This window comes from Ignavibacteriales bacterium, from assembly GCA_026390595.1.
Lineage (GTDB): Bacteria > Bacteroidota > Ignavibacteria > UBA10030 > UBA10030 > UBA9647.
On record JAPLFQ010000021.1, the window covers coordinates 127,054 to 146,473 of the forward strand.

General features: G+C 54.5%; 10 protein-coding genes. 3 read left to right on the forward strand and 7 right to left on the reverse strand.

Annotated features, from left to right (window positions below; all coding sequences use genetic code 11):
• The first annotated feature begins 328 nt into the window (after nucleotides 1–328).
• Nucleotides 329–1,585: a sensor histidine kinase gene (locus tag NTU47_10670; protein ID MCX6134263.1), complete on the forward strand. Its 1,257-nt coding sequence runs from the start codon at nucleotides 329–331 to the stop codon at nucleotides 1,583–1,585.
• Nucleotides 1,586–1,740: 155 nt separating this feature from the next.
• Here the strand turns inward: NTU47_10670 and NTU47_10675 are convergent, their stop codons facing one another.
• The 4 genes from NTU47_10675 to NTU47_10690 form a co-directional block, all read right to left on the reverse strand.
• Nucleotides 1,741–4,797: a DUF6067 family protein gene (locus NTU47_10675; protein MCX6134264.1), complete on the reverse strand. Its 3,057-nt coding sequence runs from the start codon at nucleotides 4,795–4,797 to the stop codon at nucleotides 1,741–1,743.
• Between the two features lie 44 nt (nucleotides 4,798–4,841).
• Nucleotides 4,842–8,027: a DUF5107 domain-containing protein gene (locus NTU47_10680; GenBank protein ID MCX6134265.1), complete on the reverse strand. Its 3,186-nt coding sequence runs from the start codon at nucleotides 8,025–8,027 to the stop codon at nucleotides 4,842–4,844.
• A 295-nt stretch (nucleotides 8,028–8,322) separates the two neighbouring features.
• Complete coding sequence (locus tag NTU47_10685) at nucleotides 8,323–10,548, reverse strand: DPP IV N-terminal domain-containing protein (GenBank protein MCX6134266.1); 2,226 nt, start codon at nucleotides 10,546–10,548, stop codon at nucleotides 8,323–8,325.
• Nucleotides 10,549–10,774: 226 nt separating this feature from the next.
• Nucleotides 10,775–12,940 carry a DUF5916 domain-containing protein gene (locus tag NTU47_10690; protein MCX6134267.1) on the reverse strand — a complete coding sequence of 722 codons (2,166 nt, stop codon included), beginning with the start codon at nucleotides 12,938–12,940 and terminating at the stop codon, nucleotides 10,775–10,777.
• 395 nt (nucleotides 12,941–13,335) lie between these two features.
• Here NTU47_10690 and NTU47_10695 point away from each other — a divergent pair, with 395 nt between their 5' ends.
• Together NTU47_10695 and NTU47_10700 are read left to right on the forward strand one after the other, a co-directional pair.
• The gene (locus tag NTU47_10695) at nucleotides 13,336–14,586 is read left to right on the forward strand and encodes a cysteine desulfurase-like protein (protein ID MCX6134268.1); all 1,251 of its coding nucleotides are present in this window, start codon (nucleotides 13,336–13,338) and stop codon (nucleotides 14,584–14,586) included.
• A gap of 24 nt (nucleotides 14,587–14,610) precedes the next feature.
• Nucleotides 14,611–15,633 carry a hypothetical protein gene (locus NTU47_10700; GenBank protein MCX6134269.1) on the forward strand — a complete coding sequence of 341 codons (1,023 nt, stop codon included), beginning with the start codon at nucleotides 14,611–14,613 and terminating at the stop codon, nucleotides 15,631–15,633.
• 40 nt (nucleotides 15,634–15,673) lie between these two features.
• Here the strand turns inward: NTU47_10700 and NTU47_10705 are convergent, their stop codons facing one another.
• From NTU47_10705 to NTU47_10715, 3 genes are read right to left on the reverse strand one after another with little or no spacing between them, the layout of a single operon-like run.
• A complete protein-coding gene (locus NTU47_10705; GenBank protein ID MCX6134270.1) occupies nucleotides 15,674–16,078 on the reverse strand; it encodes a response regulator in 405 nt (134 codons plus the stop codon).
• Between the two features lie 41 nt (nucleotides 16,079–16,119).
• Nucleotides 16,120–18,477, reverse strand: a complete 2,358-nt coding sequence (locus NTU47_10710; protein ID MCX6134271.1) for a glycyl radical protein — start codon at nucleotides 18,475–18,477, stop codon at nucleotides 16,120–16,122.
• 3 nt (nucleotides 18,478–18,480) lie between these two features.
• Nucleotides 18,481–19,383: a glycyl-radical enzyme activating protein gene (locus tag NTU47_10715; GenBank protein MCX6134272.1), complete on the reverse strand. Its 903-nt coding sequence runs from the start codon at nucleotides 19,381–19,383 to the stop codon at nucleotides 18,481–18,483.
• Nucleotides 19,384–19,420: the final 37 nt, after the last annotated feature.

The following is a 19,420-nucleotide window of genomic DNA, read 5'->3' on the forward strand; positions in this document are numbered from 1 at the left end:
TTGTCAATTCGATGTTAAGTAAATTCTCCTCAGAATGCTACAAGTTTTTGGTACCACTGGCCCAAGCGCCAGAGAAGAGGGTGATTCAAGGCACCGCCCGTCATCCGCTGTTGGTGTATTATTCAACAGGCTTCTTACCGCAAAGCGCTGAGCTGGAGATAAGCCTCTCTCATCTTTCTCGAAACACCAATGGAAGTTCGCAGTACACACCGACGTCTGGTTCTCGGTTGTGCATAATCATTAGGAGAATTGGGAGATCGGTCGTATCTTCTCCTGGTGGTTGTTGCTTCATGGGAGTGACCCCGCACCGCACTAAAGGTTGAATCAAATGAATTCAAGAAAACTGCCGGTTGATTCCGGAGACGGCGAACGCCCTTCCCACCCGGGCGCCCAGCCACTCAGGTTTATCCCCCGGCTTCCCGAACCACTCGCAACCGAATTCGCCCCGGCTGAACGGGCGACGCGGGAAGAAATTCTCACCCAAGCGCGGAAACTCCCGCAGATACCGCTGCTCCATAGCTTCATCAGTTCGGTGTTTGACATCGTGTTGGTGTTGAACAAAGAGCGCCAGATCGTCCTCGCAAACGACAAGTTCTACAGGTTCATGGGGGCCCGCGAGACTGGGTCGTTCCTTGGACAGCGTTTCGGCGAAGCGCTTCAATGCGTTCACGCAAACGAAACGCCCGGAGGATGCGGCACATCGGAGTTCTGCCGGGCCTGCGGCGCCATCGGAGCTATTCTCTCCAGCCAGCTTGGAAACGTGTCTGCGCAGGAATGGCACCTGGCACGCAAGGACATTGTCGAACCTCTCGACCTCAGGGTCTATGCATCGCCGCTCAAAGAAGACGACTATCAGTTCACCATCTTCGCCGTGTCCGACATCAGCCACGAGAAACGACGAAGAGCCCTCGAGCGCATTTTCTTCCATGACGTCCTGAATACCGCGGGAGGTCTTCGGGGATTCATTGAGCTCCTGAAGCATTCCGATTCTTCAGAGGCGGAAGAACTCAAGACTCCCATCCTCGAGCTCGCACAGCAGCTCGTCGAAGAAATTAAGGCACAGAGAGACCTGGTCGCAGCTGAAAACAACGAGCTGTCGATCACCTTCATCCCGACGAAGTCGGTGGCCTTCATGCACGAAATCTGCGATGCTTATAAGAATCATGATGCAGCGAGATTCAAGACGCTCCAGGTCGATTCCACATCATCGGAGATCGAGTTTCTCACAGACCCGACGCTGCTCCGGCGCGTCGTGGGAAATATGGTGAAGAATGCTCTGGAGGCATCCGGCGACAACGAGACAATCCAGCTCTCCAGCCGGTCAAGCAAGACAGGGATCGAATTTCTCGTGCACAACCCGCGCTTCATGCCGCGACACGTCCAGCTGCAGGTGTTTCAGCGTTCGTTCTCAACCAAAGGGGCGAACCGAGGTCTCGGCACGTACAGTATGAAACTTCTCGGGGAGCAATACCTGCGCGGGAAGGTGACGTTTACAAGTTTTTCAGAAGGGGGCACAACGTTCAAGATCTGGCTGCCTCTTGTCCGCTCGGGCAGACAAGGGGTGACGGATGATATGACCTGGTGACATCGGTCATCTCATCACACCATGCAGGAAGGCGGCGCAGATCATGCACCGCCTTTTTTTGTGGATCTGCGACGTTGATATGCGGGAAGCGCTCTTCGTCTCCCGATGTCACTCCGATGCGTTATCCCATTCCACTCATCCCATTGAGAACCAGGTCAGGGTTTTTCGCTGAGCACGAGCAGCCATCCTTTTCCGGGATCAATCGGAATGCCGTCATTTGGCCCAAATGTTCTCTCCTGCTGGAAGTCCTTCGCCTGATGTGCCCGCAGAACTGCCTTTGAGGGATTGAGACCCAGCGCTTTCCAGTCGATGGCCAAATTGCAGATGACTGGTTTTGGATCCCAGCTTGCAAGCGCAATAAGCGTCCTCCCTTCTTTCTGATATACTGTCGCGAGGACGCTCTTGTTGTCTGTTTTGACCGGACAATCCGCCGACCAGTACCCCTTCATCATACTTTTGCTCATGCCGAACTCGTCCATGAGTTTCCAAACGGGAGTCGGATCGCCCGCCCAGGGAAGCCTTGCCGTCATACCGTATATCATTCCACGCCATGGGTTGCCTCCCTTTTCGAGCATCTCTCCCATCAGACCGAACGGGATCCCTGACACTTCTACGAGCCAGAAGTCCGGAGCAAAGTCGTAGTCGAAGTACTCTCCGAACCAAAGCCGGTTAATGTACGGAAAGTGTTCGAGGTAGAGATTCGCGCTGTTCGCAAAGCCGTCACGCGGGTTGAACTGGTTCGCTGAGTGCAGATCGATCAAGGCGGCAGGCCTGTTTCGATCCAGGACCTTTCGTACCCTCTTCATCGTGGTCCGGTCAAATGCGACGTCGTCGATGTAGATTCCATCGATCCCTGCGTTCTTTACCAGCCAGTTCAGTCCTTCTACGTAATAGTTGTGCCACCTCGAGACACCGCTGTTGATAATTGCCGCATCTTTCAACTCGGGGACAAACCACGCGGCGATATAGCTCGTGTCCAGGTGCTCTTGAAGCCACGAAAATCCTCCCCCGGGGCCGTACGAAAGGACTTCGTCGCCCAAACTCCTCAGTGCAAACAATTCCGGAGACCGATTCGAAAGCTCCCGCACGGTGTAGTAGATCTTCATCCGAAGACCCTTCGAGTGCGCTTCGTCCGCGTACGCTTTCATCGCATCCGGCCTGAGAAACGGATAGTTGATATATGGATTGACCTCTGTTGCATGGTGCACGTTGACGGTATTCGCCCCGGTTTCGATGATCTTATTAATCGGAGTGTATTTGTGGTAGTATCGGGTGCTCCACTGTGCGTCCGTGTCCAGGACCTTGAACGGCGTGATCAGGAGTGAAAAGTAGAAGTGGAGCTTCTGCCCGGTCTTGACCGTTCTCTGTCCACTGGTGGCCCGAAGCCGGAGGACGCCCCCTTCTTCATTGAACCGTATGCCCCCTTTGCCGTCGTTGTACCACGACGGAGGCATGGCAAGCGGTTTCAGGAGATAGAAATTCGTGTTGAGCGGGCGGACGTAATTCTCATCCCTGAAGCTCACCTGCACACCGGCATTGACGTCGCCGATCCAGATTGCGTCCTGGTTGAATTTCGGATTCCACTTCCAGTCAAGCTGCTTCGGACGCAATCCCCCCTTCGCCCCAAGACCCATCATATATTTTGCCACATCAGCGACGAGCGGCACTTCCAGCCTGATATCGGTGACAGCGCTTTCTTCACTTGCTGTCAGTGTCACCTCAAAATCCGCGAAACCGTCAAACTCCAGACTGCCTTCCATTGCCACCTTGAAATTGCCGGCTTGACTCTCGGCCCTCCACGCTGCCACCCCTTCACTCTTCTTTGTGAAAGCCAGACTCTTTCCCTTCCACGACATCAGCTTCCCGGCGGCATCCTCAATCGCCAGCTCGATTGGCCCGGCCAGAATGTCTCTCCCCGCAGAGATGAGGCTCGTGACCTCCGGCGAGAAGTGACTGGATATCCGCTGAGGGAATCCTGTTGACGTCAGCGTCACATCACGACCGAGGCAGCTGACGACGTTGTCCATGACTTTGACCGGCGTGAACGGCGGCACGATACCGTCATCGGCGGCGAGCTTCGAATCAAGCCAGCGCAGTCGACCGAGTTTGAGCGGGTTGTCGTCCCCGTGAGCAACGGCGAGGGAACCGGTGACTTTGAGCTCGAGTTGTATCTTCTCTTCTTTCATTCCGCTCGGCGCAACGCTGACTTCCCCGACGTACAGCCCCGGCCGTACGCTCTCCGGGACCTGAAAGCCCATCCACAACGCCTGGACAAGCCCCTTCTCAACGACCAGGGTTTTCACGAGCGCTTTCCCCCTCCAGTCCGTACCTCCGGTATTGAAGCTCGAGAAACTCGCGGCAGGGATCCTGCTTCCACCGGGGCCTTTCAGATCAGTCATAGTGACTCGCACATTCTCGATCTTTGATTTCAGAGCGTACAAGCCAACCTGAAACGCATAGAATTCCCCCCGATCAGCGGATCCTTCAAACTTGCGAGCAGCTCCCTTCTCTATCCATCTGTAAGGGAGATCAGCCGTCATCTTTATCGGATGGTCCCGATCTTCAGGAAAAACAAGAAAGGAAGACTGAGCATTTTTCTCAAATAGCGTTCCCATCTCGTCTGAGGTTGCGATGACCTCCATGGGGTAGAAACTGTTGAACTCATCGATCGATTGGAACTGAACCAGCGCCGCTTCCTCCAGGTTTCTTATACGGGACTCCGTCCCCGCCAAATTGTCCAGCCCGATCTTCTGCGGCCAAGCGTCATCTGCTGTCCGATCCACCGGCTGATAGTACCCCTTGGGATAGTTCGCCGATCCCCGCGATCGATAGATGAGGTAATACACATAGTATTCCCCCGGGGCTGTCTGCGGCTCAAACATCACCTCCCCAGCTTCTCGGTCTGTCCGAATCCACTTGACATTTGTGATCCTCTTCCCCGTCGATGCATCGATGATGAAAATATTTTTCTGTCCGGGGTTTACATCCCTCCTTCGCCACGGAATATGGGCAAAGACTGCGCCGGACTTTTTCTGCACCTTCAGCACTACGCGGTGGTTTCCCAGAGAGTCGGCGTTCCATGATCCTGTGCCGTAGTACCTCTGCTCAGGTTTGAACAGGTTTTTCAATCCTTGTGCCGAGACGACGCCCAGGCTGAGTACGAGGATCAGTGCGACCCCGATGACGGACAACAACGCTGGTTTCGATATCATCAATTCCAACTCCTTGTTGTTTCGATATGATGCGATTCTTCACTTCAGAACTGGACAGTGTGAAAGACCTCCAGCAGCAAGGCTAATTCCTGATCGATTGAAGCTCTACCCATGAGCGATACATTTGACACACCGTACAGATCCCTTTCGCTGGTGGCGATGGCTGCATTGTCCCCTTTGAATACCGACACCAACCATCGTGCCATGGTGGATTTTCCATCTCTTGACCATGGCTCGAGCAACTTCAATGCCGCCTGTTCATGACCCAAAGCCCTTTCTGCAAGAGCCCCGAACAACCGGCTCACACCCATGTCCCCCGCGTGACTCTGGGTGTACGCAGTGACCTGTTCAAAGAGCTTTCGCCCACGCACGTTGTCCCCAATCTTGTTCGCACTCAATCCTTCAAGATAGTCCTCGAATCGGTTGTCGACGTCATATGGCTTCCCGACACCAAGCCGCTCCGGCCACTGTCGGGCCTTTCCAAGAAAAACGCCAGCTTCCTGATACTTGCCCGCTTTCATGGCGCGAGCCGCCGAGAGCATGCACGCCTGACGATAAACCTCGCGGGTGTACCGGGCTCCTTCAAACGGAAGAACGGTCAGCGTATCGAGAATGGCGAGGCTCTCTCCCGGTTGACGGTTGAGCAGAAGAACTCGGGCATAATCAAACAACGCGACATAGCTGGCCGGGAACCGTTCGGCAGCAGACCGTGCCGTTTCCAGAGCGTTCGCATACTCAAGCCGCTCTACGTCATAATCAATCAAAGTCCGATACGCTCTCCACTCCCCTTTCCCGAGTTCCAGAGCTTTTCTGTACTCTTTCAAAGCACCAGGGGATTTTTGCGCTCGCAACAGATTCCCTTTCAGAAGATAGAACGGTGCAAACGTAGGTTCGCTCCCGCAAGCATCCAGCAACACATGCGCATTCTCAACACGATCCTTGCTCAGATACACAAGCGCAAGGTAGTACTTCGTTTTCCAGTGCGGCTTCCTGGTTTCAGCCCAGTTCAGAATCTCTGCCGTTTCCTGCCGGAATGGGAACACGAGTGCCGCGGAGAGCTCGAGCGCTTCCTTAAGGTAATAGTCCGCTTTCGCATTCCCCTTCACCTGATGATTCAGCCAGGCGAGCCAATAGGAAACAATAGGATGCGTTGGGGCTTGTTCCAGGACCTTGAGCGCGTCGCTGAAGAGGCGAAGTCCCACATAGAAACTTGCCAGCTCCAGATAGTTCTCTTGCGGAAGCTCGCTGCGAAAAACAGATTTGAAACGCGCAAGCTTCTCGGAGGTCGTGTCTCTGAGGTAGTCCTCGAATGCAGCAAGATGATTGAGCGGATCGATCTCGCGGAGGTGCTGGATGGCGTTCTTGGCACCTTCATCCGTTCCCTGAAAGCGGTACAACACAGGGAGGAACCGGCTCACCCTCGCATTCATCCGGTCGTAATCCAACGCCCTGAAAGCATACGCCTCTGCGGCAGGCCATTTCTGCTGAAGGAACGAGACTTCTGCCATTTCGGCGTTCGCAGCGGACCGGAATTTCATGGAGCGCGCCGAAACCCCGAAACCGTCCAGCGCATCATAGAGATTGCCCAGTTTTCTGCTGATAACTCCATAGCTGAAATTAGCATCCGGATCGTAGGCGTCGTTTGAAAGTGCGCGCTTCACATGCTCGAGTGCCTTTTCATACTCCATCCGGCGAAAGTAGATTTCTGCCGCGCCTGTGAGAGCCCGCGTGTGTGCCGGATCTTTCGAGAGGCAAGCGGAGTACTTTTCGAGAGCTCCTTTGTAATCTCGCTGCTTCGCTCGTTCCGCGCCTTCGGTGTACATCCCTTCAACGCTCGTCCAATCGAATTCCTTGCCGGCGACGACCGGTCGATGAAGTTTCCTCGCCTCGTCTTCCCCTGACTTGTAGGAGATCAGATCCCCCACCTTCACTTCAATCTCCCCGCTCCCTCCGATCTCCACTGAATCCGTAAAAGCCTGCAGCGGCTGGAGCGCAAGATCCTTCTTGTAGATTTCCTTTCCGCCCCGCAGGACGGTCAGCGGCTGGGCCGTCTTTCCCAGCGGGCAAAATCCGAATTTGAGCATCTTGCCGACAGTCTGGACGTTGAGCGTGCCGCTGAGGTTCGATTCTACCATGCCACCGATGTTCTTGAACGGAAACCACGCTTCCACAAAGCTCTCCTCGCTGACCGGAGCGAAGAACTGGTGCTTGAATGGAGTAAATGAACTGCCGCCCGCCGCCTGGTTGAAGAGCAATCCCGACTGGATCTCGACATACTGCTTGTTCCCCAAATCTGTGTCGGTCAGCAGGTCTGTCCAGATTTCTCCCTCCCTTGATCGCGCCCATATCCAGATCTTCTTACCGGGGTTGTCGGTAAACGGAGACCAGTGTACGACACCAAAATCGCTCCCGGCATAGTATGCCGCATAGGTGTCGGTATAGGAACCGAGAACATGGTACGACTTGGCGGGGCCGAACGCGTTGTTGGCATAGCGCGAGATGTCTCGTCCGGCGTTGTCGATCGGCCAGGAGAATGCTCCGCCCCCATGATCGATGAAACCGGTACCAGGATATTTAAGCTGCAGATCCTCGCTCGCATCGGCTGCCGCGTTCATCCAGTGGTAGAGCGACGTATTCACATCTGTAGGGTTATACCAGAACGCCTCTGTTTGAAAGTACGCTTTGTCTTTGGGCAAACGGATATCGACACGCCATTCCGTCCTCGATGCGAGATCGATCGTTCCGACAATGCAGCTCACGCTTCCATCATCGTTCGTGCGCGTCAGATAGTCCACCGGTGTGGCAGTCGCGGGCGTGTGACCGATGTCGCCGAAATTGAACTCGATTCCTCCCGATGTCCATGGACCCCGCATCGCGATTTCGCGGAACTTCACCACATGGTTGAAGTAGATGAATGCCTTACCCGTCGATTTCTCGATGGCGCCGAGGATCTTCCCTCCGATTTCCGGAGCTATCAGAACCTTGATGTACGGGTTCTCCAACGTCACCACTTTCCATTCCCGGTCTTTGGGAGCGATGGCATATCCCTCGAACCTGAAGTACGGATAGATGTTTGTAAACCGGGCGATCGGGTCAGGATCACCGAACGGATACGTCCGGAACACCTGCTTCGATTCCGTCACAGTCGCTTGGGCGAAGAGAAATGATGTGCCGCAGGCGAGGGCAAGGAGTACGACAAGCAAAGGGATGGGAGATTTGAGCATTCGCATGGGATGGAACCTCCTCAGGATGGATGCAATTCACAATCAAAGAGACCCGAAATGAAGAGACTGATTCCGGTGTTCGCGATAATAATGAATTTTCGAATGAACTTCCCTTCCATCGTTACGTGAGAAGGAGCCTTCTGCGGGGCCTCGGAAAAGAAGCGGACTTCGTGATAAAGGAACGTAGAGCGGCGATGAGAACCAGCCTGTCCTGACAGAGCAGAACTGGGTAAACAACAATGGCCGCCAAGTTCGTGCATGTGGCGGCCAATTCGGGATTCGGGAGACAATGCCGCAGGAATCAGAGGTGTCTTTTCCAGAAATCAAGCTGGACATTGTTGAAGTGACGGCTCCCTGCTGGATCTCCAACACCGTGCCCGCGCAACGGATAGACCATGAGGTCAAACAGCTTGTTCGCTTTGATCAATTCGTTGATGAAGCGCCAGATATTCTGGATATGAACGTTGTCATCGTGCGAACCGTGGACGAGCAGCAGCCTGCCATGCAGGTCCTTCGCGTACTTGAGCAATGAGTTCTCTTCGTATCCTTTGAGGTTTTCCTTCTCCGTCTTCATCAGGGACTCACCCCATTTCGAATCATAGAAGCGGAAGTCAGTCACCGTGCCGCCGGCAATGCCGGCCTTGAACTCTGTCGACCGGGTCATCGCGAGAACAGTGTTCGTCCCGCCGCCGCTCCAACCAGTGACGCCGATGCGGTCAGGATCGACGTACGGCTGCTGCTTGAACCATCGCACGCCATCGACGAGATCGTTGAGTTCAATCTCGCCGGGGGACCGGTTCACGATGAGGTTTTCGAGCTTCTTGCTGATCCCCGTTGCGGCCCTGTTGTCAATCTTCACGCAAATGTAACCGTTGTTACCCAGGACATTGTCCCACACGTTGAACTGGAAGGAATTGGAGACCGTCGGGGCCGACGGACCCCCGTAGACTTCCACGATGACAGGATACTTTTTGGTCGGGTCGAAATCTCTCGGCTTCGTGATCGACGCGGGCAGCTTGAACCCGTCCCGCGCCGGGACATAGAGCAGCTCGGGTGCCTGGATGCCGAATGTCTTGAACCCTCCGATTTCGGGGGTCGCCAGCGTCATTTTCACCTTCCCTTTGGATTCGCACAACGTCAGAGACGGCGGCGTCATCGTGTTCGAGAAACGGTCAAAGTAGTATTTGGCATTCGGACTCATCGTAATGGAGTGCGTGCCGTCGCCGGTTGTAAGGCGTTCCATGTTCTTTCCGTCGAAACGAATTCTATAGAGTTGTCGTTCGAGCGAGGACTTCTCGAGCGATGTGAAGTAGATCCATCCCCCTTCCTCGTCAATCCCTGTGACTCCCCGTTTCACCCAAAAAGCGCCGCCCCCCGAAGAGCACATGGCCCAGTCACCGTTCGTAATCTGGTTGACAAGCTCCCCTTTCATCGTGAACCGGTACAGGTGGTCGAAGCCGTCCCGTTCTGAAGCCAGAATCATGTGCTTGTTGTCTTTGAGGAAATAGAAATCATCGTTCATGTTCACCCAGGCCTCGTCGGTGTCTCGCAGGATCAACTTCGACGTTCCACTTTGACGATCCACGAAATACAGGTCGACCTGGGATTGCAAACGATTCTCCGTCCGGACCCAGAACTGTCGGCTGTCGGGCAGCCAGCCAACGCGGACGATGTACTCGTATGAGCTGCGGTCGATTGCCGCCCACGTTGTCTGATCAGATCCAAGCTCGACGACGCCGACCTTCACGGCCGGGTTCTTCTCCCCCGGTTTTGGATACCGCTGGGTTTTCACCGTCGGTGTCCACGGTTCGAAATTCACAAAACGATCGATACTGACTTCCGATTCATCGGTCTGCAGATAGGCGATGGCTTTAGAATCGCCTGACCACCAATACCCGATATCACGGCGGCCGAAGATTTCTTCCCAATAGACCCACGAAAGGGTTCCGTTGAGCAGTGTCTCGCTCCCGTCTTTCGTCAATTGCCATTCTTTTTTCGAGGTGATATCCACGGCAAACAGATTCGTGCCGCGCACAAACGCGAGCTTCGTTCCATCAGGGGAGAAGTTGATCGATTTCTCCTCTTCCGGGGTCTCCGTTACGCGGATGAAACTTGAATTCAGTATGTCCAGCACGAAGATATCCCCGCCGACCACGTAGAGACCGTACTTTCCCGCTCCCGAGAACGCCGAAGGCACAGGCGAAACCCTGGGCGCTTTCCCGGCCTGAAAGAGCTTCGCGAAGCTCTCTTTCGCTTTTGTCCAATCGAACAGCTGTACACGCTTTCCTGTTGACGGGTCCAAACGTTCCAAAACGCGGACACTGTCGGGCTTGCGCGAATCATAGATGAGTGCAGAGTTGTCATTCAACCACCAGACCCGCGGCAGCGAAAACGCCTGACCGAACGAAGGGTCGTTCATGGTTTCGAGCGTGACGTTCTGAGTTTCCTGCGCCAGCACTGCCTGAACTGCCGAAGCAAGCACGACCAGACTCACCACCAGCACGACATACCGGTAACTCCGCCCCATAGTTCCTCCTGAGCTTGATTGATTGGAATTGACAGACGAAGCCTGCGCAGCATCGGCCTTTCAGTCTGTTTGACGTGAGAAGGTAAGTGAGAATGGAGTGAAACGCAATTTCCGGGGATGATCACGCGATAAGACCGATGTCACGCAAAGAAGAGGTTTGCGAAAACTCATCACAAAACCGGCTGTGCGGCTTCGCGCCTTTTCGCGGGACTTTCAGGCCGAGCCGCTAGAAATAGTAGAGGTACTTGATCTTGACAACACTCTCCCGCTCGGTAACGTGCAGCGCATGGGGAAGCAGCACGCCGTTGGGGGCGAACTCGTCGCTCCTGTCACGCAATTCGTTGACGGCTAGGTAGATCCAACTCTTGGGCAGGAAGCTGTAAGAAAAGAGGGCTCCGAAAATGATGCGTTCCGTCCTTTTGGTCGACCGGACATAAACGTTGTCGAGATACAGCCGCAAATTGAGATCGTTGACTGGCGTCAGGGAAACAAACGGACGCGCGTTATAGGTAATGTCCTGAATCTTGTTCTCGGGATTCCCCTCGACAAACATGTTGAACGACGTACCGACATCAAGCACTTTCAGCGCATGCCAGCCAACCTCGCTCCAACTTGAGAAATACCGGGCGAGATACTCTCGGGAAAAATTGTACGATTTGGAGTACGATCCACCCGTATTTCCGTACCATTTCGGAGAAATATTGCACCATGCTGAGTAGTCCAGCTCATACGAATCGTACACCACCCCCTGGTCTTTGGACCGTCCCATGATGAAATCGAATTCATAACCCCAATTGTCCCTGAACTGCATATTGAACACGAGAACGCCCGACTGATCGGTATATGTCTCCACGTTCTTGTGCGTAAGCGAGAATCCTCCAAGCAACAAGATCTGCCGGATGTACCCATCCTTGAAATACCACCGCGGGCCACCTATGGAGGTAAGTTCGCCGGTGCCGATCCACGGAACATATCCCACCTGGTTTACATCGAACTCGTCATTGATGTACCGGCCCCGGATAAAGAGCATCATATTCTCCTTCGCCATCAGGAACCCGGCAGAGCTGGCCAACCCGCCTTCCCGGTTCTTGAATGATCGGGCGAACTGGTATGAGAGCTGCCAGTCCGATGCACGGAATGCCCCATCGATATCGATTACTCCATCATCGTGATCCAGCGCGTGTTTGCCGACGAACAATATTCCTACAGATGAATTGTCGAGGATCTGCCGCTTCAACCTCACCGAGCTGAAGTACGCTCTCGGTTCTGTTTTCCGCTCTCCGTCCTGAGTGTAATCCTGGTCCCCCGTCATCGCGAGAAAACCTCCGTACTCCCATTCCCCAAGCCGGCCGAACGCCTTCGTGCCAAGCTGAAGAGGAACTTCGGAGCCGTCGGGCAGTACTTTTCCGATCCTGCGGGAATAGAACAGTTCCAACGGACGATAGAACCCCGTGCCCCGCTCGCGGCCGGTCGGCATGAACACTTCATTCCCTTGCGTGAAGAACGGCCGGCGTTCGTCGAAGTAGGTTTCATAACGGCTGATGTTGAATGCAAACGGATCGGCTTCGATCTGTGCGAAGTCGGGATTGGCGGTGAGCTGGAATGTTAGTTTCTGTGAAGGATTGTAAAAGATATCGAGGCCTGCGTCCGGGTCTCCTTTGTATTTCCCGTCTCCCAGATACGTCGCCCTCGTGATGCCAACCGGATAGAACTCCAGGTTGTTCCCCTTGATGGTCGGATGAAATCCCTCAAACACGAGTTTGCCAAACTTCGACACCCGCTGTCCTTCGTTCTCCTCATAAGTGCACCAGTATGTATCCTCATGGTGCGCCGGCATCCACCGGTCGAAATCAAGTCCCCACTCCGACAGACTCTGATCATATTGGATCGATCGGTACGGGATCTCCCATTCTATCACATACCCCCAATCATAGACCTTTGACGCCGAGAACCAAACGCCGTCCCAGCTGTAATCCCTGTTGCGGGCATCATCCAGAAGGCGGCAGTCCGATCGGGCCCCCGACGCCGTGACACCAAATTTGTAGGCCGTTCGTTTGTCGAGAAAGGTATCGATCATGATCGATGCGTTATCGCCATCGGTATTGTCAAGCCTCCCGGTGATGACCTGAATGCTGTCACGCTGATCAAAGCAGACCATCAGACAATATAATGACTCGTCCGTCGTGAGAACCTTGGCGACTGTTCTGCGCGTTGACGGGATGTTGTGATACGGCTGCTGCATGATGAAACCGTCGGCAGAATCTGCGGTGGCCCACGCCGGGTCGATGGTTCCGTCAACGACAATCCGTTCAGCTGATCGCTTGAGTTTGAGCGCCCGCTGATCGCCGGCTACCGCTTCGAAGCCAAAGGGCAAGAGAAGAAGGAGTATCAAGAAAGGCTGCATGGGATGCCGTAGTTAGGTTTGAGGATGACGGAATTACCCGAAGGAGAACGGAGATGTCTCAGATGTACAGAAGGCATAGCTGTGTTAACGCAATCCGATTTGTTAAGTTGCACATTCAGTGGATTTTGGCGAAGGAAGTGGGATGAAACGGATGGCGGTGATTGTGTAGGCGCGCCTGCGGTGTATCCAGTGTTCCCCCCGCTTCGTCCATCCTGGATTCTGAATTCTGAATTCTGCCTTCTGATTTCTTGATTCTCGCCTCTGCAATACCTAGATTCTCCAGTCTATCAGGCCTTGAGTATCCGGAGACTTCATCGTCCACTGAAGAAGCATCACTCTGATCCAAGTCCGTATCTCTGTCATCATCCGACCGGAAACGCACAATGAATTCGCAGACGCTGCCTGCTGCATCTGAGCTGCTGTTCGCTCGCAGAGCTGATTTCCCTTCACTTCGAAGGGAGTTCCAGGGACAACCGCTGGTCTACTTTGACGGGCCTGGCGGGACACAAATCCCCCGTTCGGTCATCGATGCGATCATCCATTACTACACTACCTGTAATTCGAATACGCACGGTGCCTTCATAACGACACAGGAGTCCGACGAACTTCTCGAGCAGACACGACGCTCCGTCGCAGCATTTCTTGGCGCCCGCGGACCGCAGTGTATCTCGTTTGGTGCGAACATGACAACGCTGAGCTTCTCCCTGAGCCATGCTGTCGGACGGCTGTTGAAACCAGGGGACGAAATTCTCATCACACAGCTTGATCACGAGGCGAACCGCGGTCCATGGCTCATGCTCAGGGAGCGGGGTGTTGTCGTCAACGAAGTGCTCTTGAGAAAAGACGGGACGCTGGATTACGACGACATGCGCTCGAGGATTGGATCGAAGACACGCCTGGTTGCCATCGGCATGGCGTCGAACGCTTTGGGGACAGTCAATAACATCGCACTGGCGCGTGAACTTGCATCGAAGGTCGGAGCCTGGTTGATGCTGGATGCCGTTCACTATGCACCCCACTTCTCCATCGATGTCGAAGCGATCGGTGCCGATTTCCTGATCTGCTCCGCCTACAAGTTCTACGGTCCCCATGTTGGCATACTGTATTCCCGCGAGGGACTTCTCGACCAGTTGGAACCGGATCGTCTTCGCACGCAGGATCAGCAATCGCCGTACAGAATTGAGACCGGGACACTCAACCATGCAGCAATCGCCGGTGTGAAGGCTTCCATCGACTACCTTGCCTCCCTCGGCTCGGGGGTAGATCTGCGTTCGCAGCTCGTCGCGGCGATGCAATGCATCGGTGAACACGAGCGTTCACTCGCCAGCACGCTCTATGATGGCTTGCGCCAACTTCCCGGCGTGACGATTTATGGGCAACCGTTCATATCCGGGCGGCGCGCTCCAACCATCTCGTTCACGATCGGGTCGCGAAGCGCCGTGGACGTTTGCAGCTACCTTGCAAAACGGGGTTTCTGCACATGGGACGGACACTTCTATGCCCTCCGCGCGATCGAGGTACTCGGGTTGCTCGATCGCGGGGGTGTGACACGCGTCGGAATATCCCTCTACAATTCAATGGACGAGGTCTCGAGGTTGCTCGGAGAACTGAATCTTGTTGCCACAAGTACGTGATCCAGGAATAGGGAGAATCATGCTATGAAAGCGCTCTTTATCGGGTTCGGGAACGTCGGACAAACAATTGCGCAGATACTCTGCGTCGAGAGGGAAAAACATCCTCAGCTCAAGAGCCTTGACCTCTCCATCATCGGCGTGGTGACGAAATCTCGCGGCTCGCTCGTCAACAACAATGGAATCGACATCGTGAAAGCGCTCCAGGAAATCAGAGACCAGGCAAGGTTCTCGTGGACGAATTTCGAACTCACGAGCATCAAGGGCCTTGAGGCGGCCCAGCAACTTGAGTATGATGTCCTCGTGGAGCTCTCGACGCTGTCAATAGCGGAACGCGGTGAGCCTGCACTCTCTCACGTCCGGGAAGCGCTCAAGCGCAGAAAACACGTCGTCACAGCAAACAAAGGACCTGCGGCATTCGCATGGCACGAGCTTCACTCGCTCGCCGCAAAGAATGGTGTGAGCTTCCTGTATGAATCGACGGTCATGGACGGAACGCCTGTCTTCAACCTGGCGAAGCATGGCTTGAAGGGCTGTACTATTGTAGGAGTATCCGGGGTCCTGAACTCGACAACGAATTTTGTTCTGTCGCGCATGGAAAAGGGGGAATCAATCGAAGAAGCGGTCAAGGTTGCTCAAATGGAAGGCTTCGCGGAAGCAGACCCGAGGAACGACCTTGAAGGCTGGGATGCGGCAGCGAAGATCTCCGTGCTCGCGAATGCGCTGATGGAGGCATCCATCACACCCCTCGATGTTGATCGACAGGGCATCATGCACGTCACAGTCGCCGACGCCCAGAACGCGGTGAAATCAGGCAAGAATCTCAAATTGATTTGCAGCGCCCGGAGGGAGGGGGATCGTGTGCAGGCGAGGGTTCGACTTGAAGAGATTGAGCGGGGACATCCTTTTGCACCGATAAGGGAGAGCGGCTCAATCCTGATGATCGAGACCGATCTCCTTGCCCCGTTTGTGATTGCAGAGACAGATCCGACGCTCTACGATACCGCCTACGGCGTCATCAACGACCTGATGAGTCTGCCCATCGCCTAGATCGGGATGTTCCGGGGAAAGAAATGCCGGGAACGTCGAATCAGTCTTTTCGTATTGCCAGAAACTTTGCGACAGACTCGACGAGCGTGACGTAGTTGTACGGTTTTTGCAGATAGCCGATAACACCAGTCCCGTCAAACGTCCTTGTCACATCCTCGATGGGAAATCCCGAGGAAATGACAACCTTCACGTGAGGATCGAGCGCCTTCAACTGGTTGAACGTCGCTTCTCCGCTTATGCCGGGCAGTGACAGATCCAGCACCACGAGGTCGATTTCTTTGGAGTGGCTGCGGTAGAATTCTATTCCCTCTTCGCCCGTCGCAAGACCGACTACCATGACCCCCTCGTCGAACATCGCATCGCGAAACACGATGCGTATGTGCTCCTCATCCTCGATCATTAGCACGAGTCCTGTGACAGATCCTCCTCCACCCGCGTCTTCCATGCCACTGCTCCTTTTCTTATCGCACCCGGCGGTGCGCACACTCAAAAGCCATGATGCTCCGTTCTCGCAATGATCTCATCCTGCAGCGATCTGCCAAGATCGCAGAAATAGTCGCTGTATCCGGCCACCCGCACAATCAGATCACGGTGTTGCTCCGGATTCGCCTGCGCATCCCGGAGTGTCTGTGCGTTCACGACGTTGAACTGGATGTGGTGTCCTCCCATCGTAAAGTACGACCGCACAAGGTGAGCGAGATTCTCGATACCCTTCTCGGTTTCCAGAAGCTGTGGTGAGAATTTCTGGTTCAGAAGCGTTCCACCGGTCCGGACATGGTCCATCTTCGCTGCGGATTTCAGAACAGCTGTCGGTCCGTGACGATCGGCTCCCTGAACAGGAGAAATACCTTCCGAGAGCGGCGTCGAGGCTTTTCGCCCATCCGGCGTCGCACCTGTGACGGAGCCAAAATAGACGTGGCAGGTTGTCGGCAGGAGGTTGATCCTGTAGACGCCTCCTTTTGTATTCTTCCGGCCGTTGACCACATCATAGAAAGTATCGAACACCCAACGCATCACTGTGTCTGCGTAGTCCTCGTCATTGCCATATTTCGGCGTCTTATTGACCAAGAGCAAGCGCGTTGGTTCGAGTCCGTCGAAATTCGTGCTGAGTGACTTCAGAAGGTCTCTCATCGTCATCGATTTCTTCTCGAACACGTGATGGAGAATCGCCACGAAGCTGTCGGTAATCGTCCCAACTCCGACTCCCTGGATGTAGTTGGTGTTGTACCGCGCCCCGCCACAATTGTAGTCCTTCCCCTTCTTCACACAATCATCGATGAGTACCGATAGGAGCGGCACAGGCATGTAGTTCGCATACAGCCGTTCGATAATATTGTTGCCCTTCAGTTTGATGTCGATGAAGTGCTTCAACTGGCGTTTGAATGCATCCTGCAGCTGATCGAAGGAGGTGAATTGCCCGGGATCTCCGGACTCGATTCCGATCTTCTTGCCGGTTCTCGGATCAACGCCGTTGAACAGCGTAATCTCAAGCACCTTGGGGAGGTTGAAATAACCCGTCAGGATATAGCTTTCTTTACCGAAAGCCCCGGTTTCGACGCATCCGCTTGCGCCGCCGCATCTCGCGTCCTCAAGAGTTTTACCTTGCCGCAAGAGTTCATCCACAATTGTATCGGCATTGAAGATCGAGGGTTGACCGCGACCGTGGCGGAGGATCCGGCAGGCATGTTTCAAAAACTCTTCCGGGTTCTTCTTGCTGAGTTGTATGTTCGAGCTCGGCTGGACGAGCTGCATCTCGTCTATAACGTCGAGGATAAGATGCGTCAACTCGTTGACGCCATCACTACCATCAGCCTTCATCCCGCCTGTGTTGATGTTGGCGAAATCGGTGTATGTCGAGCTTTCCGCTGCCGTGACGCCCACCTTCGGAGGCGCCGGCTGATTGTTGAACTTCACCCAGAAACATTCCAGCAGTTCCTTCGCCTTCTCCGGGTCAAGCGTTCCTTCGTCGAGCCCCTTCCGGTAGAACGGATAGAGGTGCTGATCGATACGGCCCGGATTGAATGCATCCCAGGGGTTCAATTCCGTTATGACGCCGAGGTGAACAAACCAATAGTACTGCAGTGCTTCCCAGAAGTTTGTGGGAGCGTTGGCGGGAACGCGGCGGCAGACCTGTTCCACGGCGCTCAGTTCGGACTTGCGAACGGGATCAGGCTCTTTCTCGGCAAGTTCGTGTACTTCGTCAGCATATCGGCGGGCGAGCGTCAACACCGCGTCGATGCTGACGTCCATCGCTTTGAGCTCTTCCCGTTTGCTGTACGCCTCGGGATCGTCGATGAAATCGAGAGAAGCGAGAGCCTCGCCGATCTCCTGTTTGAAGTCCAGCATTCCTTTCCGATAGATCTTGTCGTCCAGCACCGTGTGCCCCGGTGCCCGCTGCTCCATGAACTCTGTGAAGATGCCGGTTTCGTACGCGGCGCGCCACTCACCCGTCATTTCGTCGAAGATCTTTTCGCGGATTGTCTTTCCGGACCAGTAGGGGATGATCTTCTCCTGGTACAGCAGTTTGGTTTCGTCGCTCACCCGGAACCATACCTTTTCGCGATTGTTGAGGATTTCCAAATCCTGAACTGTGTGGCAGCAAAGCTCCGGAAAGGAATATGTCGCCTTCGGTGCGGGACCGCGCTCACCGACGATGAGTTCTCCCTCATTGATGCAAATCTCTTTCTTCTCCATGATGCGTCTGAACGCGAGAGCTCTCCGCATCGGAGGAGAGAGAAAGGCCCCTTCCTGATAAAACTCGGTCATCAGCAGCGCGCGTTCCGGCGAGACGTGCGGGATAGCGCTCATGCTTTGCTCGCGGAGTTTTCTCACACGATCGGTCATCGATTAGCCTCCGATAGAAACTGTGGGAACGTAGCGATGGAGTTCTTTCACGATCAGACTCAGGTCATCGGCGGACGGGGGGACCGTCTGCAGCATCTCATCGTCCGTTCCCAGCCTCTTGTACTTTTCCACCCCGCTCGCGTGGTATGGAAGGAGATTGACCTCGGAAACATTCCCCAGCGAAGCAATGAAGACCCCCGACTCCCGTATGCTGACCGGGTCGTCGTTTACGCCTGGAATGATCGGGATCCTCACAATTACATCTTTCCCCCATTCTGCGAGACGCTTCAGGTTACTTAAGATCAGTCTGTTGGGTACTCCAACATACTCGCGGTGCTTCTGGTCGTCGAGCGTCTTGAGATCATACAAGAAGAGATCCACGAGCGGACTGAGACGTTGGAGGATCTCGGGAGAAGTGAATCCCGTCGTGTCCACAACTGTGTGGATACCCTTCAATTTGCAGGCGCCCAGGAGAGAGTGGAGAAATTCGTGCTGGAGCATGGGTTCTCCACCGGAAAAAGAGGCCCCTCCACCTGATTGTTCGTAAAAAATTACGTCTTTTTCGACCTCCTTCATTACATCGAATTCAGACATTTCCTTGCCGACAATTTCCCTCGCTTCGGCATTGCAGGCTTCTATGCATTCACCGCATTCGACGCAGAGATCGCGGGTCGTCGAGAACCCCCCATCCACCCTTCTGATTGCGTCATTCTTGCACAGCACAAGGCACTCGCCGCACCGGATACATCGGTCATTCCGGAGGAAGAGCTGCTGGTCGGGCGCGATCGACTCCGGATTGTGACACCAGCTGCAATGGAGCGGGCATCCCTTCAGGAAGACGGTTGTCCGAATCCCAGGCCCGTCATTGACGGAAAACCGCTGTATGTTGAACACCAGACCCTTCATATCATCCTGGAAACTTGCCAGTAGGGAAAACCAATCA

Excerpts from the sequence above, each read along its gene's own strand:
- NTU47_10705 (MCX6134270.1), bottom strand. The coding sequence starts at position 16,078 with ATGGAAGACGCGGGTGGAGGAGGATCTGTCACAGGACTCGTGCTAATG.
- NTU47_10710 (MCX6134271.1), bottom strand. The coding sequence starts at position 18,477 with ATGACCGATCGTGTGAGAAAACTCCGCGAGCAAAGCATGAGCGCTATC.
- NTU47_10670 (MCX6134263.1), top strand. The coding sequence starts at position 329 with ATGAATTCAAGAAAACTGCCGGTTGATTCCGGAGACGGCGAACGCCCT.
- NTU47_10715 (MCX6134272.1), bottom strand. The coding sequence starts at position 19,383 with ATGAAGGGTCTGGTGTTCAACATACAGCGGTTTTCCGTCAATGACGGG.
- NTU47_10675 (MCX6134264.1), bottom strand. The coding sequence starts at position 4,797 with ATGATATCGAAACCAGCGTTGTTGTCCGTCATCGGGGTCGCACTGATC.
- NTU47_10680 (MCX6134265.1), bottom strand. The coding sequence starts at position 8,027 with ATGCGAATGCTCAAATCTCCCATCCCTTTGCTTGTCGTACTCCTTGCC.
- NTU47_10700 (MCX6134269.1), top strand. The coding sequence starts at position 14,611 with ATGAAAGCGCTCTTTATCGGGTTCGGGAACGTCGGACAAACAATTGCG.
- NTU47_10685 (MCX6134266.1), bottom strand. The coding sequence starts at position 10,548 with ATGGGGCGGAGTTACCGGTATGTCGTGCTGGTGGTGAGTCTGGTCGTG.
- NTU47_10695 (MCX6134268.1), top strand. The coding sequence starts at position 13,336 with ATGAATTCGCAGACGCTGCCTGCTGCATCTGAGCTGCTGTTCGCTCGC.